A 23,239-nucleotide genomic window follows, 5' to 3' on the forward strand; every position below is an offset into this window, starting at 1 on the left:
GGGGATGATGACCGCATTGGGACTGTTGGCGGCGCTCGGCGCGCTCGGAGCCGGAGCGTGGATGCATGCGGAAGCGAAGCGCGTAACGGTGGAACGGGAAGAACTGGCGCTGGAACGGCTGCCCCGGTCGTTCGACGGTCTTCGCCTGTTCTTTATCTCCGACATCCATCGCCGTGTCGTGCCGAGTCGGCTGGTCGAAGCGTGCCGGCAAGCGGGCGGGGCCGATCTGGTGCTCGTCGGCGGAGACCTTAGGGAAAAACGGGTGCCGCTGTTGCGAACCCGTGACAATATCCGGACGCTGTTTCGCATCGCGCCGGTATATGCCGTGTACGGCAATCATGATTACGACGACGATGCGCGGGAGCTGGAAGTGATGCTGCGGGAAGAAGGGGTGCGGATGCTTGTCAACGAGCATGTCGTGCTGGAGCAGCCCGACGGCAGCGCCGTCCGGCTGGCCGGGGTCGACGATCCCCGGACCCGGAGGGACCGGCTGCACGAGGCGCTCGCTCCGTCGGCGGCAGGAACGGCGGATAACCGCGCAGAGCCGTTCACGCTGCTCGTCGCTCACGATCCTTCCATTGCGACGCGCCTTGACGGCGGGCGAATCGATCTCATTTTATCCGGCCATACGCATGGCGGACAAATCGTGCTGCCGCTGCTCGGGCCGCTGCTCCGTTCGGCCAGCGTCGTGCAATTCCGCCGCGGATGGTTCAGCCTCCCGGCTTGCCGGGCGGATGGCATACGTCCGCTGCTGTTTGTCAGCTGCGGCTTCGGCACCTCCAAAATGCCGCTGCGGCTGCTCGCTCCGGCGCAAACTCATCTGTTCGTGCTGCGTTCGGCCGCATCCGTCGCTCCGGTATCAATCCCGGACGGATCGATGAAGCCGTAGCCTGCCTCTTCCAGCCTCGTGAGCAGCGTATCGAGCGCCTCAACCGTCCAGGGAAGTTCATGCATCAAAATGTTCGCACCCGGATGCAGCTGGTCCATGACGTTTCGCACGACGCGTTCGGGCTTGTTCCGGTTTCGCTTCTCCCAATCGAGCGAACCGATCGACCACGTCATATAGAGCAATCCGCGCCGTTTCGCCAGCCGCTTGATCCGTTCTCCTCCGGCGCCGAACGGCGGCCGGAAAAATCTCGGCGCTTTGCCGGCCAATTCCCCGATGAGCCGCTGCACTTCGGCGATCTGCCTGTCCGCCTCCGCCTCGCTTGCTTTGCTTAGATCGAGATGGTCCCAGGCATGATTGCCGATCGTTTGCCCGCGCGCATGAAGGAGTCCGATCAATTCCGGATGCCGCTTGGCGCGGTAACCGTTGACGAAAAATATCGCTTTGGCGCCGTGCTTGTCCAGAATGCGCAGCAGCTCGCGAATCATGCTCTCGTCTTTCGGCCCGTCATCGAAGGTCAGCAGGACGGCTTTGCCGTCCGCGGAATTGCCGATCGGCTTCAGCCGGTACGAACCCGTCAGCCGGTATTGCGGTACCGGGCGCTTGCTGTCGATCGCCGAAGCGGGCTGTCCGCTTGCGGCCATCGCGCACGGATGACGGAAGTTTACGGTAACCGCCGCGAACGCCACGGCTGCCGCCAACAGGGCGATGGCGCTCTTCCGTATCAAGGAATATCCCTCTCTTTCCTTGCAAACTTTTCCTGTATGCCGTTCCTAGTGTTCGCATCGTCTGGCGCAACTATGAGTTCCGGTTTGTCCCAGCGGGCCGTTTCCTGTTTTTGTTGCTTGCCGGCGGAATGACCGGTGAGCCGGACGGTCACAATAACAGGGAAATGCTATACGAGGAGGGATTCGCATGAAATGGAGAACTTTCGCGCTCGGCGCATTGGCGGGCGCTTTCGCAGCCGGGTACATGTCCCGCAGGCAGCCGGGATTACTCAGGCGGGCGCTGCGCGCGGCAAGCGTAGCCGGAGCGGTTATCGGAGAAGGGGCCTTGCTTTCCCGGAGGTTGTCGGAGAAGAAAGGGAACGCATCGGCCGCAAAAGGTTCTGCCGCCGTATCCGCAGACAATGGCGCAGGCGCTTGGCGGCAAATCAGCTCGCTGCTCGAACGGGATCGGGACGCGATGGCGGAAGCGGAGAAGATCGTGGCGGATGCGGCGGTACACGGGGAAACGCGGCAAGAAGCGCCTCCGCACTGAATTTATTTTCATTTCGGAAATCAGTTGAAGACAGGTTCGCCGTTCATCCGCCGGGAGCGTCCCGGCTTACGGAACGGCGCTTCTTTTTTGTCCTATGATTTTGCCCGCAGGTCGTGCATTTGCGGGACATACATGGTAACATAGGATTATAGCACGAATTGATCACACATTATTTACTCTATCATACGCTGTTATAACTGATGCGGCAGAGGAGGGGATCCTGTCATGAAAATCGAACGGCTAAGTCAAGACCAAATCCGGATATTCCTGACGTTCGACGACCTGCTGGAACGAGGGATCCAGAAGGAAGATTTGTGGCGAGAAATTCCGAAGGTCCACGATTTGTTCAGCGAGATGATGGACCAGGCATACAGTGAACTCGGATTCGAAGCCAGCGGTCCGCTGGCGGTCGAAGTTTACGCCCTTCCCGCTCAAGGCATGGTCGTGATCGTTACCCGCGGCAAAATGAACGGGGCGCGCTCTGCCGACGACGAAGATACGGAAGATGACGTATATGAAATGGAAGTGACGCTCGAGCAGAGTGACGTCGCCACTTACGCGTTCCGGGATTTCGAGGACGTCATCTCGGTTTGCCGCGAGCTGAAGCGGGCAAAACTGACCGAAGACGGACGGCTATATGCGTACAAGGGAGCGTGGGTGCTGTCGATCGAGCCTTCGCTCACCGAATCCGACCGGTTCCCGGCAGTTATCGCGCTGCTTGCGGAGTACGGGGAAGCGACATCGATTACGTCCGCTATGCTGGAAGAATACGGAAAAGTCATCATTCCTTCCGGCGCGGTCGAACATATTTGCGAATATTTCGCTTCTTAATTGCGTGCCGATTCGTGAGCATCTGCAGGCGCCTCCCGCCTGCACGATGCTTTTATTTCGAGTGCCGCTATGCCTATTCGCGCATATGATGATTCTTATTCGATCATATTACCATTAACAAGGCGGTGGTCTTCGCAATGAACGGACAACCTGATGCGAACAATGTTCTTCGCTCGACCCAGATCGTCATCGAACAGGCGCTGCGCAAGCTCGGCTACGGGGATGAGATGATCGCGCTGCTGCAGGAGCCGATCCGGATGCTGACAGTCCGGATTCCCGTCCGCATGGACGACGGCACGACGAAAGTGTTTACCGGCTACCGGGCGCAGCATAACGATGCGGTCGGCCCGACCAAAGGCGGCGTCCGCTTCCATCCGGATGTCAACGAGGACGAAGTCAAGGCTCTCTCGATCTGGATGAGCCTGAAATGCGGCATCGCCGATCTGCCATATGGCGGAGGCAAAGGCGGGGTCATATGCGATCCGCGCAAAATGTCGTTCCGCGAGCTCGAACGGCTGAGCCGCGGCTACGTGCGCGCCATCAGCCAGATCGTCGGCCCGACGAAGGACATTCCGGCTCCCGACGTGATGACCAATTCCCAGATTATGGCCTGGATGCTGGACGAGTACAGCCGAATCCGGGAATTCGATTCGCCCGGGTTTATTACGGGGAAGCCGATCGTGCTTGGCGGCTCCCACGGAAGGGAAACGGCTACCGCGCGGGGCGTCGCCGTCATGATCGAAGAAGCTTTGCGTACGAAGGGCATTCCGCTGCAAGAGGCTCGCGTCGTGATCCAGGGATTCGGCAATGCGGGCAGCTACCTTGCCAAATTTATGAACGACGCCGGGGCGAAGGTGATCGGCATTTCCGACGTGAACGGCGCATTGTATAATAAAGAAGGTCTGGATATCGACTATTTGCTGGACCGCCGCGATTCATTCGGCTCCGTAACGAATCTGTTCGAAAATACGATAACGAATGAAGAGTTGCTGGAGCTGGAATGCGACGTTCTCGTACCGGCTGCGATCGAAACCAGATTACGAGCGTCAACGCCCCGAAGCTGAAAGCGAAAATCGTCGTCGAGGCGGCCAACGGCCCGACGACGCTTGAGGCGACCCGCATTTTGACCGACCGGGGCATTCTGCTCGTACCGGACGTGCTCGCGAGCGCGGGCGGCGTTATCGTCTCTTATTTTGAATGGGTTCAGAACAACCAGGGGTATTACTGGTCGGAAGAAGAAGTCGATACCAAGCTGAAGAAGATGCTGCTTCGCGGCTTTCAGCAAGTATACGAAGTTCATCAGACGCGGGGCGTCGATATGCGTCTTGCTGCCTATATGGTAGGCGTACGGAAGATGGCCGAGGCCGTCCGTTTCCGCGGCTGGGTCTAGCGTAAGGCGATCAAGGAGGGGAGATAGACCATAATGCTATTGTTTTCTGTACTGGCAGCGGCGATCGCGCCGGGTCTTTCTCTGCTCACTTACCTTTATTTGAAAGACCGGTACGATGCCGAGCCGATTCATATGGTCGCGCGCATGTTTCTGGTCGGCATGCTGCTGGTGCTGCCGATTATGGTCATACAGCGGGGCTTGCTGCTGTGGCTCGGGGACAACCCGCTCTTCTTCTCCTTCGCCGTTTCGGCCGGAGTCGAGGAATTGTTCAAGTGGTTCGTCCTGTATCACATTATTTACAATCATACCGAATTTGACGAACCGTACGACGGCATCGTCTATGCCGCCTCCATATCGCTCGGGTTCGCCACGCTCGAAAATGTGCTGTTCGTCATTTTCCAGCCGGTCACGTTCGGTTCGATCGTCATGCGCGCCCTGCTCCCCGTTTCCGGACACGCGCTGTTCGGCATCGCCATGGGCTATTATTTGGGGAAAGCCAAATTCGCGCCCGTTTCGCGAAGCCGTATTTATTTGCTCATGTCGCTCGCCGTCCCGCTGTCGTGGCATGGCCTTTACGACTATATTATGATGGTCGTCAAGACGTACTGGATCGTGCTCATCGCTCCGCTGATGGCCGTGCTCTGGATGGTCGGATTGGCCAAAATGAAAAAGGCCAACGCCAATTCCCCTTTCCGGCTCCTCATCCGGGAAGAAGAGATTAAACAGTAAACGTTCCGTCCATACTTTTCATAAAGATGCAAAGAATCGAGCATTCGAACTGGAAAGGAAGGATCGCGTTAATGGATGGCGCAAGAGTGAAGGTTAGAATACGCTGCAACGTATGCGGCGAAAAATTTACGCTGAGAGGCCGGCGCGAAAAGGGGCGGATCGATACCGGCTTCAAGCAGTGTCTGTGCAACAATACGAGCGATTTCGAAATCGAAGAGGAGCGGTGACGACGGCGCCGCGCCGCATGACAAAAGCATATCGTTTTATGCATAAAGCTCCCTTGCGCAAACCAAACTAACACCAGGTATTGCACAAGAAAGGAGCTTTTGCAATGTATAAGCGACTAAGCGCCGTGCTGTTTCCGGTTATGACCCTGCTGTTCATCGGATCGATATATTGGGGATACCAGGAGCACCAGGAGAAAAACTCGATTCTCATTCGAGCGGAAAACCAGTACCAGCGGGCATTCCACGATTTGAGCTACCATGTCGAAGCGCTCCACAAGCAGCTTGGCAATACGTTGGCCGTCAGCGCCAATTCGCAAGGCTTCCACCGGAAAGGTCTGATCAATGTGTGGCGGCTGACGAGCGAAGCGCAGAACGAGGTCAATCAGCTGCCGCTCAATTTGCTTCCGTTTAACAAAACGGAAGAGTTCCTTTCCCGGATCGCCAATTTTTCATATAAAACGGCTGTGCGCGATTTGACGAAGCAACCGTTGACGGACGATGAATTCAAGACGCTGAAAGCTTTGTACGATTCGTCCAAGGAGATCTCGAAGGATTTGCGAGCCATGCAGCAAAAAGTCATCTCGAACAGCTTGCGCTGGATGGATGTCGAGTCCGCGCTGGCGCAGGAACGCACCGCCACGGACAATACGCTGATCGACGGCTTCCGCAGCGTGGACAAGAAGGTCGGCGATTATCCGGAGATCAATTGGGGACCTTCCGTCAGCATGATGTACCAGCGCCGAACGGTCAACATGTTGAGCGGCGGCAATGCGACTCCCGAAGAGATCCGGCAGAAGGCGGCCAAATTTCTCGGCGTTCCGGCAGACGTCGTGCGCGTCGTCGAAAATGCCAAAGGAACCGAATACGAGTCGTACACCGCCATGGCCGGCGAATCCGCCGCGGGCAACCTGGTGCAGTTGGAATACACCCGCAGGGGAGGCCAGCTGATCAGCTACTTCAATCCTCGCGAAATCGGCAAAAAGCAGATCGATTTGAAGGAAGCGAGAGCCAATGCCGACGAGTTTCTCGAAAAGCATGACTATCCCGACATGGTTGCCGTCAATTACGACGACTACGGAGATTCGGGGACGTTCACCTATGTCGCAACCCAGAACGGGGTGCTCCTCTATCCCGAGAAGCTGACCGTCAAGGTGGCGCTCGACAACGGCGAGCCGGTATCGCTGCAGGCGGCGGATTTCGTGTACGAGCATCACAAGCGAAAGCTGCCCAAGCCGAAAATGAGCGAAGCCGAAGCGCGCAAGGCGCTCAACCCCGGTTTCAAGGTCGCAATCAACCGGAAATCGCTCATTACGAACGAAATGGGCGACGAAGTGCTCTGCTACGAGTACGAAGGCCGCATCAACGGAGGCTACTACCGCGTGTTCATCAATGCCGATTCCGGCATCGAGGAAGCGGTCGAACAATTGCCCGAAGGCGGCGGGACAGCGGCGTCCGCGCGATAAACGATATGGCTCCCCCATATTCCGACATGCTATAATGAATGGCATGTGGAAGGGGGAGCCATTTTGTTGCCGAAAGTTAATCAGATCGTATACTTCCGGATCATTTCTCCCGACGGGGAAGAAGCGCTTGAGGAATATAAAACCCGCGTCGCCGACGAGAGCGCGGATGCGCTGTTTATTGAATTGCCGCTGCAAGGGGGAAGCGAACGATTCAGACCGCTTCGTCCGGGCGACGAATTGTCCGTCTCCTACGTGACGAAGGAAGGCGTGAAATATGATTTCGCTACGACCGTGCTCGGATTTCGGGACGATGCGGTCAGGCTTGTCCGGATTCGCAAGCCGTCTCCCGACGCGATAACGCGAATCCAGCGCAGGAACTATTTGCGCGTGCCGGCCGAATTGGAGCTTGCGGTCAGGCGCGGAAACGAGCGCTTCCTCGCGATGACGAGAGATGTGAGCGGCGGCGGAATTTCTTTCGTTTGCGAATCGGGCCGTTCCGTCGCGGAAGGGGATGCGCTGGATTGCTGGCTGCTCGTTCCTTTCCGCAGCGGCGCGATTGAGCATGTCCGCTTTCGCGCGGAAGTCGCTCGCGTCGAAGAAGGAGATGCGCGCAAACGGGTCATGTTGAAGTATGCGGAAATAACCGACAGCGAAAGGCAGATCGTCATCCGGTTCTGCTTGGAGCGGCAAGTCGAGCTGCACCGAAAGGAGAAGGGGCTGTCCGGCTGATCGGCCGTTTCGGCAAAATCGGAAAATAAAGGAATAAATCGGAGGCGGTGAGGGGAAACTACCCCAAAATGATTGCAGAAGGTGGTTTCCGATGAAAATCAAGTTGCCGTCAAACCGCAAACCGAAACGCGGCCGGCGGCCGGGCGAGCTGTCGGACGAGGTGAGCCGCTGGCTGCGCAATATCGTCATCGTGCTGCTGCTGCTCATGGTTCTGTCCCAGCTTGCGCTGCAATCGGCCGGCTTCAGATTTTGGGCGACAGGCGTCGACCGGATGGAAGGGATATCCTCCCGTTAACCATCCTTCTTTCTTTGCATCTCTGTCCTATCTGTGGTATAATTTTCACGTTCGCAGGCAGTGCCTGCTTTTTTCTTGAAAGGTTTGCGCCGCGCTATTCGCGGCTTCCAAGTCGGAGGGGGTTAAGCGGTTCATGATGCAACAAGACGGCGGCCGCGAACGGATCAATATTGCTATCGACGGTCCGGCAGGGGCCGGCAAAAGCACCGTTGCGCGCAAGGTCGCCGAACAGCTCGGCTATGTTTACATCGATACCGGCGCCATGTACCGCGCCGTCACGCTGAGCGCTTTGAGATCGGGGATCGATCCGCTCGACGGCCCGGAAATCGCCTCCCACGCCGCCTCGCTCGACATCCGGCTGCTGCCCGGGGAACAGGGCCAGAGGGTGCTATTGAACGGCGAAGACGTGACCGAGGAGATTCGCTCCCGCGAAGTTACGCAAAATGTCTCGCAGGTGGCGGCAAACGGAGCGGTGCGCCGATTGCTGGCGGAGAAGCAGCGGAGGCTGGCGGATCGCAAAGGCGTCGTCATGGACGGACGGGATATCGGTTCGCATGTGCTCCCCGATGCGGAGCTGAAAGTGTTTCTGACCGCAAGCGCTTCGGAACGCGCGCTGCGTCGGTACCGTGAAATCGGCGACGCTCAAGGGGTGTCGCTCGAGCAGCTGGAACGGGAGATCGAGGAACGGGACCGGATGGACCGGGAACGGGACGTATCGCCGCTCGTCTGCGCCTCCGATGCCGTCGTGATGGACAGTACCGCCATGACGATCGAAGAAGTATGCTCGGCTATCGTCAGCCTGAGCCGAACCAAATTGGCGGAGGCGAAATAAGCTATGTTGTATCGGGTAAGCCGCTTGCTGCTTCGCGCGCTGTACGGCGCGCTGTTCAGGCTTGAAGCGCGCGGTCTCGAAAATATTCCGGCGCACGGTCCGGTCATTCTGGCTTCCAACCATATCAGCAACTTCGATCCGCCGACGATCGGCATTTGGGTGCCGCGCAAAGTCAGCTTTATGGCGAAGGCGGAATTGTTCGAGATTCCTTTTGTCGGAGGGCTGCTGAAGAAGCTCGGGGCATTCCCCGTCAAGCGCGGAGGGGTCAGCAAGGAAGCGATCCGTTCGGCCATCTCGCTGCTCCAGAATGGCGGCACGCTGGGCATCTTTCCGGAAGGAACGCGCAACAACGAGTCGGGCTCCGCGAAGAAAGGCACGGCCATGATCGCTTTGCGCAGCGGGGCGCAGGTCGTTCCCGTCGCGATCGCCGGCCGCTACAAGCTGTTCCGGAAAATGTACGTCATTTACGGAAAGCCGATCGATTTGACGCCGTTTTTACATGACGATTCCCCCGACGTGCTCGAACGCGTAACGGAAGCGATCATGTCGCAAATTCGGCAATTGCGCAACAGCGTCTAGCCATCATATTATGGATTTGACTGCCGTTTTAAATGCTGCCGCCGTGTTAATACCACGCTGCTGCAGGATTAAATAAAGTTGGGTGTATGAACTGAGGAGGTTATTTCAATGTCAGAAGAAATCAAAACCCAGGACTCCGCGGCCGAAATGAGCCAGGAAGCGATGGACAATTTCGTTTCTTTGAAGAAAGGCGACACCGTGAAAGGAACGGTCGTCAAAGTTGAAGACAACCAAGTGACAGTGAGCCTTGGATATAAATATGACGGCATCGTTCCGCTGCGGGAACTGTCCGCTGTACATCTGGATTCCGCCGTCGGTGTCGTCGAAGTCGGCCAGGAGCTGGAGCTGAAAGTCGTCAGCATCGACGACGACAAGGAGCGCCTCGTCCTGTCGAAGCGCCAGATCGACAGCGAGAAGGCATGGGATAAGCTGCAAAGCCTTTATGAAAAGGGCGAAGCGCTGGAAGTTACCGTCGCGGACGTTGTCAAAGGCGGTCTTGTCGTTGACGTAGGCGTGCGCGGATTTATCCCGGCTTCGATGGTCGAGCGCCATTTTGTAGAAGACTTCAGCGACTACAAAGGCCGCAGTTTCCTGGTGAAAATCAAGGAAATCGACCGGGAGAACAACAAGGTGATTCTTTCCCGCAAAGAAGTGCTCGACGAAGAGTTCGAGGCAAACAAGCAGCGGATTATGGAATCGCTGGAAGTCGGTCAAGAAATCGAAGGTACAGTTCAACGCCTGACTCCGTTCGGAGCGTTCGTCGATATCGGCGGCATCGACGGACTCGTGCACGTATCGGAAATTTCCTGGCAGCATGTCGCGCATCCGAAAGATGTCGTTTCGGAAGGACAAACGGTTAAAGTGAAAGTGCTGAAAGTCGATCCTGCGGCAGGCAAGATCAGCCTGAGCATGAAAGCCGCTCAGCCGGGACCGTGGGAAACGGCAGCCGACAAATTCAAAACCGGCGACATCGTAACGGGTACGGTACGCCGCATCGTAAGCTTCGGCGCATTTGTCGAAATTGCGCCCGGCGTCGAAGGTCTCGTTCACATATCCCAAATCGCGCATCGCCATATTGCGACACCGTTTGAAGTGTTGAAGGAAGGACAGGAAGTTACCGCCAAAATTCTTGACTTCAACCCGTCCGACAAGCGCGTCAGCCTGAGCATCAAAGAAACGGAAGAAGCGCCGGAGCAGCCCGCGCGGCAAGAAAAATCGCGCGCACCGAAAGAAGATTTGAGCAATCCGAACGTAAGCCTCAGCAATCAAAGCATGAGCTTCACGCTCGGCGAGAAATTCGGGGACAAATTGAGCAAGCTGAAATAATCGGCCTGCCCCCGACGGATACGAAAAACAGACGATCCTTTGCCGGATCGTCTGTTTTTTTGCGGATAGCCGCGTTCCTGCCGGATATAATAGGGGCATCAGGGGTGATGCAGAATGAATGCCGGTTTTCTTTCCCTTTGGCTCCTATCCATATTTGCCATTCTGATGACGACAGGCTGGAAAGAGATTGTGGCGGAAGGACGGCTCCGGGTTATCGGGGGATGGGCGGTCCTCTGTCTGCTTGCGCAACCGGTCGCCTTCTCCGTCTTCGGCGTGCCGGTCAGCGCCAGCGCATGCTGTCTTCTGGCGGCCGCGATCGCCGGCATGCGGCAGGCCGATGACCGGCTGCAGACCGGCTTGCTGCTGACGGAATCGGGACTGATCGCGCTCATCTGGTACGGCATTCGGGCATGCTATGCGTCCGATCCGGTATTTGTCTTTCTCGATCCGCGCTGGGATGCTCCCATTGCCGCCGGCGTGCTCGCCGCCGCCTTTACGTTTCGCCCGGCGAGCCAGTTTGGGCTCGTTGCGTTCAGCGCACTGACGGCGGAATCGTTGCCTTTCATTCTGCATGAACGGGCCGCCGGCGCCGCGCCCGGCTCGTGGGCTTGGTGGGACGCGTTCTGGATAAGCTTCGCCTCGGCAAGAGGCTGCAGCGTCTTATACATGCTGATCCGCTCCGCCGCCGCTAATCCGCTTGCGCATGTTTTTCGCAGAAAAAAGCAGAGTTAATCCCCCGATGACGGAGCCCTGGTTCGACAAAATGAAATGTTAGCCAAGAACGTTCTTTTTTGCTATGATGGATAGCGTGAGTATTTTGAAGGAGTGAAACTATGGCAAGACCCGTTATTGCCATCGTCGGACGTCCGAACGTAGGCAAATCCACGATTTTTAACCGGATTATCGGCGACCGGCTTGCAATTGTGGAAGACAAGCCCGGCGTGACAAGAGACCGGATTTACGGTTCCGGGGAGTGGAGCGGCAAAACGTTCAGCATCATCGACACCGGCGGAATCGAGATCGACGGGGAAGACGAGATCATGAAGTCGGTCCGCATGCAGGCCGAGCTGGCCATTGAAGAAGCGGATGTCATTATCTTCATGGTCGATGCCAAGTCGGGACTAACGAATGCCGACGACGAAGTGGCGCAAATGCTGTACCGTTCCCGGAAGCCAGTCGTTGTCGCAGTTAACAAAGTAGATAATATCGGTCGAATGGACGATATTTATGAATTTTACAGCCTCGGGTTCGGCCAGCCGATAGCCATTTCCGGCTCTCACGGAACCGGCATCGGCGATTTGCTCGATGCCGTGATTGAGAAATTGCCGGAAATGAAAGAGGACGAATACGACGAGGATGTCATACGGGTTGCGCTGATCGGGCGGCCGAACGTCGGCAAGTCGTCGCTCGTCAATGCTTTGCTCGGCGAGGAACGGGTCATCGTCAGCGATGTGGCGGGTACGACTCGCGATGCGATCGACACGCCGTTCGAGCGCGACGGCCAGCGCTACGTGCTGATCGATACGGCCGGCATGCGCAAGCGCGGCAAAGTTTACGAGACGACGGAGAAATACAGCGTCATGCGCGCGATGAAAGCGATTGAGCGGGCCGACGTCGTCCTCATTCTGATTAACGGCGAGGAAGGCATCATCGAGCAGGACAAACATATCGCCGGTTATGCGCATGAAGCGGGCAAGGCATCCGTCTTTGTCGTCAACAAATGGGACGTCGTCGAGAAGGACGACAAGACGATGCAAAACTTCGTGCAGAGCATCCGCGACAACTTCCAGTTCATGACTTACGCGCCGATCGTCTTTCTGTCGGCCAAAACGAAAAGTCGGCTGCACAAGCTGCTGCCGGTCGTCAACCATGTATCCGAGCAGCATGCGATGCGCATCCAGACGCATCTGCTGAACGACGTCGTAGCCGACGCGGTGGCGATGAATCAGCCGCCGTACGACAAAGGCAAGCGATTGCGCATCAACTATGTCACCCAGGTGGCCGTTCGCCCCCCGACGATCGTCATTTTGTCAATGATCCGGAATTGATGCATTTTTCTTATGAACGCTATCTGGAAAACAAAATTCGGGCTGCGTTTGATTTTGAAGGAACGCCGATCAGGCTGTTCACCCGGCGCAAGTCGGACGAGGATTAGGAGAGGGAGCATTTGTTGTATACGATCATAGCGATAGTTATCAGTTATTTGCTCGGTTCCGTCTCATTCAGCATCGTGATCGCCAAGGCGGTGAAAGGGATCGACATCCGCCAGCACGGGAGCGGCAACGCCGGCGCGACGAATACGTTGCGCGTGCTCGGCAAAGGACCGTCGATCGCCGTTCTCGCTCTGGATATCGGCAAAGGAATACTGGCCGTTTGGCTGGGCCGCTGGCTCGGCGACGGTAACGACTGGGCTCCGGTGCTCGCCGGACTTGCCGCGATCGTCGGCCATAACTGGCCTGTCTGGTTCCGGTTCAAGGGTGGGAAAGGGATCGCGACCACGATCGGGGTGATGGCATCCATTGCCTTTTTGCCCGCGCTGATTGCCGGCATCATTGCCATTCTGTCCATCGTCTTTACCCGTTTCGTTTCGCTCGGCTCGCTGCTGTTCGTCTGCCTGACACCCGTTTTCGTCGTCATTCTCGATCGCCCGGCTCCGCTTTTATGGGCGAGCCTGATCATTTGCGCCTTCGCGATCGTTCGTCACCGCAGCAACATCGTCAAGCTGGTCAAAGGAACCGAAAACAAGCTCGGAGCAAAGAAAGGGATGTAAAGGATGACCGATTCGACTGCCATCTTGCCGCGCAAGGCGGCGGTACTCGTAGCCGGCAGCTGGGGCACTGCGCTCGCCGCCGTTCTGGCGGACAACGGCTGGGAGACGGCGTTGTGGACGCGCAATGCCGAGCATGCCGGCGCCATGAACCGGGAGCGGCGCAACCATCGCTATTTGAGCGGGATCGAACTGCCGGAAGGACTGCGGGCGACATCGGATATGGCGGAGGCGCTGCGCGGCGCCTCCCTTGCGCTGTTCGCAGCGCCTTCTGCCGCGATGCGCGAGGTGGCGCGGGCCGCGGCTCCCCATCTCGACGAGAAGGCGCTTGTCGTCCATGCGACGAAAGGGTTCGAAGCCGACTCGTTGAAGCGGATGTCGGAGGTGCTGGCCGAGGAGCTCGGGAGGCCGCGGAGCGGCATCGTCGTGCTCTCCGGACCGAGTCATGCCGAAGAGGTGGCGCTTCGCCAGCCGACTACCGTAGTCGTCGCTTCCGAGGATGCGCGCGCGGCCGAGCAGGCGCAGGACGCCTTTATGAACGGATACTTTCGCGTCTATACGAATCCGGACGTCGTCGGCACGGAAGTGTCGGGCGCGATCAAAAATATTATCGCGCTCGGCGCCGGACTTTCCGACGGACTCGGCTTCGGCGACAATGCCAAAGCGGCGCTCATTACCCGTGGCTTGGCGGAAATTTCGCGGCTCGGCACAGCCATGGGAGCCAATCCGCTTACGTTTGCCGGTCTCGCCGGCGTCGGCGACCTCGTCGTAACTTGTACGAGCAAGCACAGCCGAAACTGGCGGGCCGGCGCCATGCTTGCCGAAGGCATCGGTCTCGAAGAGGTATTGAAACGGATGGGAATGGTCGTGGAAGGCGTAAGAACGACGAAGGCGGCCCATGTCCTGTCCGGACAATACGGGGTGGAAATGCCGATTACGGAGCAGTTGTACCGTGTGCTGTTCCAGGGCAAAGATCCGAGATCGGCGGTCGAAGCGCTCATGGGACGCGACCGCACATGGGAGCTCGAACGCCTATAAGTACAGGTGCCTACACCAATCCCGTCCTCTCCTCATAAAATGCTAACAGTGGAAGGCGGCTTCTCGGCCGGCCTGATGCTGAAGCGGCTTTCCGGTTCGGAAAGCGGGGAGGAGGAACCGATTTGAACAAAAATCTCTCGAAAGAGATCCTGAACACGGTCAAGAAAAAGACCGGTAAAGTAATATCGGAGAACGCCGTCAAGAAGCTTGCCAGCGGCGTAACGAGCGAAACGATGAAGGACGAGGCCGAGCTGCGCAAGCTGATCAAGCAAGTATCGGCAATGGCCAATGTGCCGGTGTCGGAAAATACGGTCAAGGAAATCATCAAAGCGGTCAAAGCGAGCGGCATGAACATGAACAATATCGAATCGCTCATGAAAACGATGCTTTCCAAATAACGGGGGAAGGACGACAGCGGAAACCCGCGGCGGCGCGAAAACCGCCGGGGCAACCGCTTTTGTCCTTCTTTTTCGTTCATGCTATAATTATAGGATGCAATTTCATTACATAGTGGGCAGGGGTCGATTCAACTGTGGATTCCATGACAAAATGTGGATTTCGTTTTTGGGGATCGGTTTAATGGCTTTATCCGCTTTGGTCATTACGTTCGCCCGGAGCAAAACGAAAGGCGTCGTTCGCATCGTGCTGTCGCTGGTGGCGTTTGTTATGCTCGTGCTCGGATTTATATACGGGGTCTTTACGATTATTACCTAGGCAAAACCGCAGAAAGGATGCAGACTTCTTGCTGGAACTGAAAGGAAGAACAAAAACGGCTGTCGTCGAGGCGGAACAGGGACAATCGATTCTGAAGCTGGCGGTAAAGCACGGCGTCGACTGGGGATTTTCGTGTACCCGCGGCACTTGCGCCAGATGCCGCTGTCTCGTCGTGGAAGGCGCGGAGTGGCTTACGCCGATTACCGATGCGGAGTGGGACCGGCTGGAGCCGGAAGAATTCGAACAGGGCTACCGCCTCGGATGCCAGGCCATCGTCAAGGCGGGCGCAGGACGCATTGTCGCGCACAACAAGCCGTATTTTTGAACGCAAAGGACGTGTCGACATGGACGAGAGGCGGCGTATCGAACAGGCGCTGGAAATGGTCTGCGAAACGGCCGGCACAGGCGGACCGGCATGGCTTGTCGGCGGCAGCGCCGGGCTGATGCTGCGCGGCATCCGTCTGCCGTCGCCGCCGCGGGATCTGGATTTGTATGCGGATGACCGGGATGCGGAGGAGCTCCACATCGCGATGCGCGATCTGGCGACCGACGTGCCGGCGGTCAGCGAAACCGGATTGTACCGTTCGCTGCTCAGCCATTACGAGGCGGCTGGCGTCCCAATTGAGCTGGTGGGCGGCTTCGAGGTTCGTGCCGGCGCAAACCGGTACCGAACGGAAGTCCGGTCGTTTCTGTACCGCCATGCCGAACCGGTCGCCGTCGGCAAACGGTTCGTGAAGGTGGTGCCGCTCGCCCATGAGTTGTGGTTCAACATGCTGCGGGGCAGAGAGGACCGCGTGCGTCTCATCGCGGCGGAAATACGCCGGAAGCCGGCGCTGCACGTGCCGATTCTGGACGAACTTGAGGCGCGCAACGATCTGGCCGAGGAAGCGATCCGGCAGGTCCGAAGCCGGCTGGAGCATGCGGGAGTGGGGGATGGGCGGTGAAGTGCGAAGTGACGTTTCAGCCTTCCGGCAAAAAATCGTCGTGCGGCCGGGCACTTCCGTCCTGGAAGCGTCCCGCAAAGCCGGCGTTGCGATCCGCACGCGCTGCGGCGGCAAGGCCGCCTGTCTGATGTGCAAAGTATACGCGAAGGCCGGGGACGGGCTATCCCCTGTGCAGGATAACGAGCGCAGAAAGCTGGCCGGTCTGGCCGACGAAGGGATGCGTCTTGCCTGCCAGGCCCGGGTTGTCGGCCAGGCCGAAATCGGACTGCCGGAGGACCCGCTGCGCGCCGCCGTACGCCGCCAGCTCGCCCGGCAGGCTGAAGACGATTTATGGTAACGCGGCAAGTTACAGGAGGAGATCGAGCTTATGTCAAGAACGCGACTTCGCATCGGCGGTCGCGCCGTCCGTTCGGCCGCTGCCGCTTTGGCGGCGCTGCTGCTTCTGACGGGCTGCCTGTATCCGGGCGACGAACAGGCGACCCGTCCGGCCGGCATCAAGGAGGCGGTGCGCAATGTGCAATCGGCGATCGACCAGTATATGGAAGACACCCGGATGCTCCCGATCAAAAACGCGACGCGGGACACGCCGTTGTACGAAAAGTTCGTAATCGATTTCGCCAAGCTGAAACGAACGGGTTATATGAGCGCGCTGCCGGCCGTATCGTACGAGGAAGGCGGCCACTACTATTTCCTCGTCATCGATGAAGAAACGGACCCGCTCGTCAAGCTGATGGACTTGCGGATCGCCCAGCAAATCAACGACATCCAGTCGTGGGTCGACGGATATATGGCCGCCCATAACGGCGAAGTGCCGAAAGGAGACCAAGCATATCCCGATTTTTACTACATCGATTACGAGCGAATGAACAAAAAATCACCGACGATCGTCAGTCCTTACTCGAATGCGCCGATACAGGCGATCGTTCACGACAACGGAACCGTGTTTGCCGACTACGGCATCGACATCATGCAGACGCTGCAGCGGGAAAGCAACGGTTCGGCCGAGGCGCTGCCGGACGACTTGCGGCGGCTGCTCGTCGACCGATACGATTTCGTGCCGGTCAAAGGGCCGGCGTACCGGCTCGCAGGCGGGGAGCCGCAAGCCGTATTGCCGTAAGCGGCGCAGCATCATACCGGCATTCAACCCTATCGCTTTCGAATTATCGGAGCGGTAGGGTTCTTTTTGGCCAAAACTAGCATATATCTCAATTCTGGAAGGAACGGCTGCGGAACCTCGTTCGATCGCTCGATTCTTTTACAAGATTTCATGCAAGGAAGCGTCATAATCGCCCGGCTGAAACATAAGATATTACTAGTCCAAAAAGTATGTACGAGTTGCGTCGCTGGCTGCCCTCTTGCCTGCGTGGATGGCGGCGGACCGGAAAACCTATCGGGAGGGGATTATCAGTGGAGAAAGTGGACATTTTCAAGGACATCGCCGAACGGACCGGCGGGGACATCTATCTCGGCGTCGTCGGCGCGGTCCGTACGGGCAAATCAACATTTATCAAACGATTCATGGAGACGGTCGTTCTGCCGAATATTACGAGCGACGCCGACCGGGTCCGTGCGATCGACGAACTTCCGCAAAGCGCCGCAGGCAAGACGATCATGACGACCGAACCGAAATTCGTTCCGAACCAGGCCGTGCAGTTGAAAGTGGCGGAAGGATTGGAAGTGAATGTCCGGATTGTAGACTGTGTCGGCTATGCGGTCGAAGGCGCCAAAGGATACGAGGACGAGAACGGACCGCGGATGATTACGACGCCCTGGTTCGAGGAGCCGATCCCGTTCCAGGAAGCGGCCGAAATCGGCACGCGCAAAGTCATTCAAGAGCACTCGACGCTGGGCGTCGTCGTAACGACAGACGGAACGATCGCCGAAATTCCCCGCAGCTCCTATGTGGAGGCGGAAGAACGAGTCGTGCAGGAATTGAAAGAGGTCGGCAAACCGTTCGTCCTGATCGTCAACTCGACCCGTCCGCGAAGCGAGGAAACGATACATTTGCGTAATGAGCTGCAAGCCAAATACGACATCCCGGTTATGGCGATGAGTGTCGCCACGATGAGCGAGGACGATGTCATGTCGGTGCTGCGCGAAGTGCTGTACGAGTTCCCCGTTCACGAAGTCAACGTCAATCTGCCGAGCTGGGTCATGGTGCTGAACGAGAATCACTGGCTGCGCAGCAATTACGAAAACTCGGTTCGCGATACGGTGAAAGATATTCGCCGCTTGCGCGATGTGGACCGGGTCGTCACCCAGTTTATGGAGTACGATTTCATTGCCCGCGCCGGATTGAGCGGCATGAACATGGGGCAAGGCGTGGCCGAAATCGATCTGTACGCGCCCGACGAGCTGTACGATCAAATTTTGATGGAAGTCGTCGGCGTCGAAATTCGCGGCAAAGACCATCTGCTGCAGCTGATGCAGGAGTTTGCGCACGCCAAACGGGAATATGACCGGTTCTCCGAAGCGCTTGAAATGGTCAAGACGACCGGTTACGGCATCGCCGCTCCGACGCTGGCCGAGATGGCGCTCGACGAACCCGAGCTGATCCGCCAAGGCTCACGCTTCGGCGTCCGTCTGAAAGCGACGGCGCCGTCCATTCATATGATCCGGGTCGATGTGGAATCCGAATTCGCGCCGATTATCGGCACCGAGAAGCAGAGCGAAGAGCTGGTCCGGTACCTGATGCAGGATTTCGAAAACGATCCGATCAAAATTTGGGATTCGGACATTTTCGGACGGTCGCTCCATTCCATCGTCCGCGAAGGCATCCAGGGCAAAATCGCGATGATGCCGGACAACGCCCGCTACAAGCTGCAGGAAACGCTCGGACGGATTATTAACGAAGGCTCCGGCGGTCTGATCGCCATCATCCTGTAAAACCGGCCCGAAGTTTCTGCGCCCGAAAACGGAAAGGCTCGCCGCTCCCCTGTCAAGCCACGGTCAGGGGGGCGGATTTTGTGTTGAAACGGCCGCGGGACGTTTCGTCCGTTAAAAACGGGGCTTTCTACTTGAAATTAACAAACGGCTGTATTACTATAGGTTTGTTCAGTAATAAAGGTATATTTTTAAAACAAACGGTTAAACAGTAGGATAGGATGCGACATCGCTGCTTGAAGGGGAGGTGAAGAGTAATGAACAAAACGGATTTGATCACGAAAGTTGCGGAATTGACCGACTTGTCGAAGAAGGACGCGACGAAAGCGGTTGAAGCGGTATTCGACGCGATCGCTGACGCGCTGCAGTCCGGAGACAAGGTGCAACTCGTAGGTTTTGGGAATTTCGAGGTTCGCGAACGCCAAGCGCGTAAAGGCCGGAACCCGCAAACCGGCGAGGAAATTGACATTCCCGCAAGCAAAATTCCCGCTTTCAAACCGGGCAAGTCGCTGAAGGAGCTTTGCTCCAAATAACGCTCACCATACTTACTTACGTCCGAATGGCAACATTCGGACGTTCTTCATCAGTCGGCCGCGAACGGCGGTTTTTGTGAAAAACTTATTGACAAGCGAGCGACAATTCGCTAGAATAATTTTTGTCGCTGTCGGGGTATAGCGCAGCCTGGTAGCGCGCACCCTTGGGGTGGGTGAGGTCGCAGGTTCAAATCCTGTTACTCCGACCAGTACATAAGGATGTAAAGCTGCTTTCCTGCAACCGACGCGGGAAGGCAGTTTTTGCTAATAGGCGAAGGAGGATTCGGATGGACGATGTGCAGAGCGAGTATGTCGTTGTTAAGGCGAATGACAACGGCGTCCAGGTCATCGGCTTGACGCGCGGGCAGAGCACCAAATTCCACCATACCGAAAAGCTCGATAAAGGGGAAGTGTTAATCGCGCAATTTACCGATCATACTTCGGCGATCAAAATTAGAGGCAAAGCGACGATCTATACGAAGTTCGGCACCGTAGAGGCGGATTCATAACGAGCGCGAAGCAAAGCAGGCATCCGTGCCTGCTTTTGTTTTGCGCGCATCAGGACTTCGCCGGACAATCCCGTCATAAGATAAAGAGAGCTTGTTTAGAACGGGAGGTGCTCCGATGTTGAAGATCGGCAAAGGGTTGGTGGCGGCCTGCGCGGCAACGCTGGCGGCGGCTGTCTTGATTTCGTGGCTGCCGCAGCTGGGACGCGAGTCGCCGTCGCGGCGCGAGGTAGCGGTATTTCGCCCCGATACGGCGAAGCGGCTGACCGGCGGCAATATTGTCGACGCGCTGATCGGTCTGCGATTGTCGGACAAGATCGGCCGGGTCGGCTGGCGCAACGCCGTTCTGGCCGTCGACATCAAGGTGCCGGCAGGCGAAGGAGATCCCGGCGTCTGGTTTCGCGATGTGAAAAAGCTGCTGCGCATGTCGTTCGCGCAGATGGAGAACGTGAACCGGCTGCTCGTCCGATATATGGAGGAAGCTCCGCCGGGGGCTCCTCCGCATTCGTCCGGCGCCATGCTGTTCGCCATCGATGCGAGACGAACCGACGACTGGGTGGCGGGCCGCATGGATGAGCTCGATGCCGCCGATCCGGTAACGGATGACATGTGGCGCAAACGTCTGCGGCTGACGTTCGCCAAAAGGTGGGAAGAACGCTTCGGCCCCATTCAGCCCGCAGCGATCCCGCCGTCGTCATGATTCGCTTGCCGGCAGCGACAGAACGTATGCGCCGGCGCTCAAGTTATGCTATAATAACTTAGATTAAAGAACGGCAGGGACTTGTCCTGCCGTTTACGTTCGGAGGCTTACCCGATGAATGAATACCGCATACCGGAAATGGCCAGAAAATATGTGGAGCACGACATGATCCGGACCTATACCGAGCTGCCGGCTTTCCCGGACTCCCGCATCCGGCTGCTCTTCGCTTTTTTGAATCAGAATACGAGCGTTTCCATGTTCAGCGAGCTCTATTCGCTTGTCGTTTCCCTTGTGCAGCTCGGCCTGGACACGCACGATACGATCGATACGGAGGCCGGCGTCCGGCCGGAGAAATCGATGAGGGCGAGACAGCTGAAAGTTCTGGCCGGCGATTACTTCAGCAGCCGCTTTTACCAGCTGCTGTCGCAAGCCGGGCAGGTCGATATGATCCGCCGGCTGAGCGGCGCGATCTGCCAAATCAACCGGCTGAAGATGAATTTGTATGTTCGGATGAAGCAAGTGCGCGTCACGGCGGAGGAATATTTGGCCTGCAGCGCGGAGCTCAAGGCCGAGCTGTTTCGCGTCTTCGCGGGGCTGATCGAAGAAAGATATTCGAAGTATTGGCTGGAGCTGCTCGCCGGACTCAGCCGCTGCGAAGTCGTGCTCGACGAATGGCTGAGAAGCGATCAGCCCGCAGGCTTTAAAGGCAGCTGGGCGTATTGGCATGTCATGCAGGAGGGGACGGAGGAAGAGAAGCGGCTTTTGGCCGCCCAGCCGGTCGAGCCGGGATTTGCGGCTTCGCTGATCCGGAAATACGATATCCGCAATCAGCTCGCCGCCCTGCTGCGCCATTCGGTCGAACAGCTGCGGGAAATTGCCGCAAAGCTCGAATCGGACCGGCTCGTCCGCGAGCTGTGCCTGATATGCGAATCGTTTCTGCGGCGGTTGTCGGCGTCCGTGCCGGCGTTCAACGAGATGAGGTGACCCGAAGAAGATGGATGGCAAGACGAAGGAACGGCATGTACATGCCGTATTCGAAAGCATTGCGCCGCAATATGACAAAATGAACGATCTGCTCAGCTTCCGCCGGCACAAAGCGTGGCGGAAGTTTACGATGAAGAAGATGAACGTGCAGCCGGGCCAATCGGCGCTCGATCTGTGCTGCGGCACATGCGACTGGACGCTTGCTTTATGCCGGGCCAGCGGCGACGGACGCATCGTCGGCCTCGATTTCAGCCAGAACATGCTGGACATCGGGGCGGACAAGATCCGCAAGGCGGGTCTGGCGGACCGGATCGAGCTGGTCCGGGGCAATGCGATGGACTTGCCGTTCGCAGACGATTCGTTCGATTATGCGACGATCGGCTTCGGATTGCGCAACGTGCCCGATCTTGTAAAGGTTTTGCGCGAAATGAAGCGCGTCGTGAAGCCGGGGGGACAGGTCGTCTGCCTCGAATTGTCCAAGCCCGAATGGCAGCCGTTCAAGTCGGTCTATTATTTTTATTTCGAACGGCTGCTGCCGCTGATCGGCAAGCTGGTGGCCAAGCGGTACGAGCAGTACAAATGGCTGCCGGATTCGCTCAAGGAATTCCCCGACATGAACCGGCTCGCCGATATATTTCGGGAGATCGGCCTCGAGCGGGTGCAGGCGTATCCGCTGACGGGCGGCATTGCCGCACTGCATATCGGGATAAAGGGGACAAAAGGATGATTCGCAAAGTTCGCATTTTTTGGAAATGATAAAGTTCGAACATACGATATTCGCGCTGCCTTTCGCTTTCATCGGCGCTCTGCTCGGCGCTGTCGAAACGGAAGGCCGCTTGCCGTCGTGGGCGGAAATCGGCTGGATTTTGCTGGCGATGTTCGGCGCGCGGACGGCCGCGATGGGGCTGAACCGCCTTATCGACCGCGCGATTGACAAACGGAACCCGCGGACGGAAAACCGTGCGCTGCCCGCAGGCCTGATCCGTTCGGGCGAAGTGCTGCTCTTCATCGTCATCTCTTTCGTGCTGTTGTTTTACGCCTCTTACCGGCTCGATCCGATCTGTGTGCAACTGATGCCGATCGCGGTCTTTATGCTGGTGATCTATTCGTACACGAAACGGTTTACGTGGCTTTGCCATGTCGTTCTCGGCTTGACGATCGGGCTCGCTCCGCTCGGCGGCTGGGTCGCCGTAACGGGATCTTTCAGTTTGACGGCATGGTTGCTATACTTGTCAGTGGTTATGTGGATTGCCGGATTCGATATCATTTACGCTTGTCAGGATTACGAATTCGACCGCAAGGAAGGGCTGCACTCGATTCCCGCCCGTTTCGGCGTCGAGGGCGCGCTGCGCATCGCGCGGGCTTTCCATATCGTGACGGCGGCCGGCTTTCTGGCTCTGTTCTGGATGACGGATTTGAGCTGGGGCTATCTTGTCGGAACGGTGGCGGCCGCGTGCATTTTGATGTACGAGCATTGGCTCGTGAAGCCAAGCGACATGAGCAGGGTGCAGACGGCGTTCTTCACAATGAACGGAACGCTCAGCATCGTGCTGTTTGCCTTTACGCTGTTCGATCTGGTGGTGCTGAGCCGATGGGCATGACGAATCAGGCGGCCGCCGCCCG

General features: G+C 57.5%; 28 protein-coding genes, 1 tRNA gene and 2 pseudogenes. 30 read left to right on the forward strand and 1 reads right to left on the reverse strand.

From position 1 onward, the window contains the following. The first annotated feature begins 4 nt into the window (after positions 1-4). Positions 5-889, forward strand: coding sequence for a metallophosphoesterase (locus PACILC2_RS01250; protein WP_213526947.1), 885 nt, complete (start codon positions 5-7; stop codon positions 887-889). Here PACILC2_RS01250 and PACILC2_RS01255 read toward each other — a convergent pair. Next, positions 817-1,614, reverse strand: a complete 798-nt coding sequence (locus PACILC2_RS01255; RefSeq protein ID WP_244863147.1) for a polysaccharide deacetylase family protein — start codon at positions 1,612-1,614, stop codon at positions 817-819. The two genes, PACILC2_RS01250 and PACILC2_RS01255, sit on opposite strands and share 73 nt — an antisense overlap. 187 nt (positions 1,615-1,801) lie before the next feature. Between PACILC2_RS01255 and PACILC2_RS01260 the strand changes: the two genes are divergently transcribed. The 29 genes and pseudogenes from PACILC2_RS01260 (at position 1,802) to PACILC2_RS01400 (ending at position 23,217) form a co-directional block, all read left to right on the forward strand. Further along, a complete protein-coding gene (locus PACILC2_RS01260) occupies positions 1,802-2,146 on the forward strand; it encodes a hypothetical protein (RefSeq protein ID WP_213526949.1) in 345 nt (114 codons plus the stop codon). A 225-nt stretch (positions 2,147-2,371) separates the two neighbouring features. Continuing rightward, positions 2,372-2,977 (forward strand): genetic competence negative regulator, encoded by a 606-nt coding sequence (locus PACILC2_RS01265; RefSeq protein WP_062492731.1) that lies wholly within the window; start codon positions 2,372-2,374, stop codon positions 2,975-2,977. Positions 2,978-3,114: 137 nt separating this feature from the next. Further along, a pseudogene (locus tag PACILC2_RS01270) lies at positions 3,115-4,367 on the forward strand (Glu/Leu/Phe/Val family dehydrogenase). Positions 4,368-4,400: 33 nt separating this feature from the next. After that, positions 4,401-5,096 (forward strand): glutamic-type intramembrane protease PrsW, encoded by a 696-nt coding sequence (gene prsW, locus PACILC2_RS01275; protein ID WP_213526951.1) that lies wholly within the window; start codon positions 4,401-4,403, stop codon positions 5,094-5,096. Between the two features lie 86 nt (positions 5,097-5,182). After that, entirely contained in the window at positions 5,183-5,323 is a 141-nt protein-coding gene (locus PACILC2_RS01280) for a hypothetical protein (protein WP_162492429.1), read from the forward strand. A gap of 104 nt (positions 5,324-5,427) precedes the next feature. Continuing rightward, positions 5,428-6,786 carry a germination protein YpeB gene (gene ypeB / locus PACILC2_RS01285; RefSeq protein ID WP_213526953.1) on the forward strand — a complete coding sequence of 453 codons (1,359 nt, stop codon included), beginning with the start codon at positions 5,428-5,430 and terminating at the stop codon, positions 6,784-6,786. Positions 6,787-6,849: 63 nt separating this feature from the next. Further along, a complete protein-coding gene (locus PACILC2_RS01290; protein ID WP_213526955.1) occupies positions 6,850-7,515 on the forward strand; it encodes a flagellar brake protein in 666 nt (221 codons plus the stop codon). A 91-nt stretch (positions 7,516-7,606) separates the two neighbouring features. Beyond that, entirely contained in the window at positions 7,607-7,810 is a 204-nt protein-coding gene (locus PACILC2_RS01295; RefSeq protein WP_213526957.1) for a hypothetical protein, read from the forward strand. A gap of 133 nt (positions 7,811-7,943) precedes the next feature. Further along, positions 7,944-8,642 (forward strand): (d)CMP kinase, encoded by a 699-nt coding sequence (cmk, locus tag PACILC2_RS01300; protein ID WP_213526960.1) that lies wholly within the window; start codon positions 7,944-7,946, stop codon positions 8,640-8,642. Between the two features lie 3 nt (positions 8,643-8,645). Beyond that, entirely contained in the window at positions 8,646-9,221 is a 576-nt protein-coding gene (locus PACILC2_RS01305; protein WP_213526962.1) for a lysophospholipid acyltransferase family protein, read from the forward strand. A 108-nt stretch (positions 9,222-9,329) separates the two neighbouring features. Next, positions 9,330-10,547 (forward strand): 30S ribosomal protein S1, encoded by a 1,218-nt coding sequence (gene rpsA, locus PACILC2_RS01310; protein ID WP_213526964.1) that lies wholly within the window; start codon positions 9,330-9,332, stop codon positions 10,545-10,547. Between the two features lie 114 nt (positions 10,548-10,661). Beyond that, complete coding sequence (locus tag PACILC2_RS01315; RefSeq protein WP_213526966.1) at positions 10,662-11,279, forward strand: YphA family membrane protein; 618 nt, start codon at positions 10,662-10,664, stop codon at positions 11,277-11,279. A 101-nt stretch (positions 11,280-11,380) separates the two neighbouring features. Next, positions 11,381-12,621, forward strand: a pseudogene (der, locus tag PACILC2_RS01320) (ribosome biogenesis GTPase Der); the annotation flags it as partial. A gap of 93 nt (positions 12,622-12,714) precedes the next feature. Continuing rightward, positions 12,715-13,317 (forward strand): glycerol-3-phosphate 1-O-acyltransferase PlsY, encoded by a 603-nt coding sequence (gene plsY / locus PACILC2_RS01325; RefSeq protein ID WP_062492742.1) that lies wholly within the window; start codon positions 12,715-12,717, stop codon positions 13,315-13,317. A gap of 3 nt (positions 13,318-13,320) precedes the next feature. Then, entirely contained in the window at positions 13,321-14,352 is a 1,032-nt protein-coding gene (locus tag PACILC2_RS01330) for an NAD(P)H-dependent glycerol-3-phosphate dehydrogenase (protein ID WP_213526968.1), read from the forward strand. Between the two features lie 122 nt (positions 14,353-14,474). Beyond that, complete coding sequence (locus tag PACILC2_RS01335) at positions 14,475-14,750, forward strand: stage VI sporulation protein F (RefSeq protein ID WP_062492744.1); 276 nt, start codon at positions 14,475-14,477, stop codon at positions 14,748-14,750. A 151-nt stretch (positions 14,751-14,901) separates the two neighbouring features. Then, the gene (locus PACILC2_RS01340; protein WP_244863148.1) at positions 14,902-15,066 is read left to right on the forward strand and encodes a DUF2768 family protein; all 165 of its coding nucleotides are present in this window, start codon (positions 14,902-14,904) and stop codon (positions 15,064-15,066) included. Positions 15,067-15,094: 28 nt separating this feature from the next. Further along, positions 15,095-15,391: a 2Fe-2S iron-sulfur cluster-binding protein gene (locus PACILC2_RS01345; protein WP_062492746.1), complete on the forward strand. Its 297-nt coding sequence runs from the start codon at positions 15,095-15,097 to the stop codon at positions 15,389-15,391. Between the two features lie 19 nt (positions 15,392-15,410). Then, entirely contained in the window at positions 15,411-16,010 is a 600-nt protein-coding gene (locus PACILC2_RS01350) for a nucleotidyltransferase family protein (RefSeq protein ID WP_062492747.1), read from the forward strand. Position 16,011: 1 nt separating this feature from the next. Beyond that, entirely contained in the window at positions 16,012-16,347 is a 336-nt protein-coding gene (locus tag PACILC2_RS01355) for a 2Fe-2S iron-sulfur cluster-binding protein (protein ID WP_307860278.1), read from the forward strand. Between the two features lie 30 nt (positions 16,348-16,377). After that, positions 16,378-17,127, forward strand: coding sequence for a YphF family lipoprotein (locus tag PACILC2_RS01360; RefSeq protein ID WP_213526972.1), 750 nt, complete (start codon positions 16,378-16,380; stop codon positions 17,125-17,127). Between the two features lie 290 nt (positions 17,128-17,417). Beyond that, positions 17,418-18,896, forward strand: a complete 1,479-nt coding sequence (gene spoIVA / locus PACILC2_RS01365; RefSeq protein WP_062492750.1) for a stage IV sporulation protein A — start codon at positions 17,418-17,420, stop codon at positions 18,894-18,896. A 254-nt stretch (positions 18,897-19,150) separates the two neighbouring features. Continuing rightward, positions 19,151-19,426, forward strand: coding sequence for a non-specific DNA-binding protein Hbs (gene hbs, locus PACILC2_RS01370; protein WP_062492751.1), 276 nt, complete (start codon positions 19,151-19,153; stop codon positions 19,424-19,426). Positions 19,427-19,558: 132 nt separating this feature from the next. Next, positions 19,559-19,635, forward strand: a tRNA-Pro gene (locus tag PACILC2_RS01375). A gap of 78 nt (positions 19,636-19,713) precedes the next feature. Then, positions 19,714-19,935, forward strand: a complete 222-nt coding sequence (gene mtrB, locus PACILC2_RS01380) for a trp RNA-binding attenuation protein MtrB (RefSeq protein WP_062492752.1) — start codon at positions 19,714-19,716, stop codon at positions 19,933-19,935. 115 nt (positions 19,936-20,050) lie between these two features. Further along, positions 20,051-20,632 (forward strand): hypothetical protein, encoded by a 582-nt coding sequence (locus PACILC2_RS01385; protein WP_213526974.1) that lies wholly within the window; start codon positions 20,051-20,053, stop codon positions 20,630-20,632. 114 nt (positions 20,633-20,746) lie between these two features. Next, positions 20,747-21,616 carry a heptaprenyl diphosphate synthase component 1 gene (locus PACILC2_RS01390; RefSeq protein WP_062492754.1) on the forward strand — a complete coding sequence of 290 codons (870 nt, stop codon included), beginning with the start codon at positions 20,747-20,749 and terminating at the stop codon, positions 21,614-21,616. A gap of 10 nt (positions 21,617-21,626) precedes the next feature. Continuing rightward, a complete protein-coding gene (locus PACILC2_RS01395; RefSeq protein ID WP_062492755.1) occupies positions 21,627-22,343 on the forward strand; it encodes a demethylmenaquinone methyltransferase in 717 nt (238 codons plus the stop codon). 25 nt (positions 22,344-22,368) lie between these two features. Further along, entirely contained in the window at positions 22,369-23,217 is an 849-nt protein-coding gene (locus PACILC2_RS01400; RefSeq protein ID WP_213526976.1) for a UbiA-like polyprenyltransferase, read from the forward strand. Positions 23,218-23,239 lie beyond the last annotated feature (22 nt).

Source organism: Paenibacillus cisolokensis (genome assembly GCF_018403665.1).
GTDB classification, from domain to species: Bacteria; Bacillota; Bacilli; order Paenibacillales; family Paenibacillaceae; genus Paenibacillus_AH; species Paenibacillus_AH cisolokensis.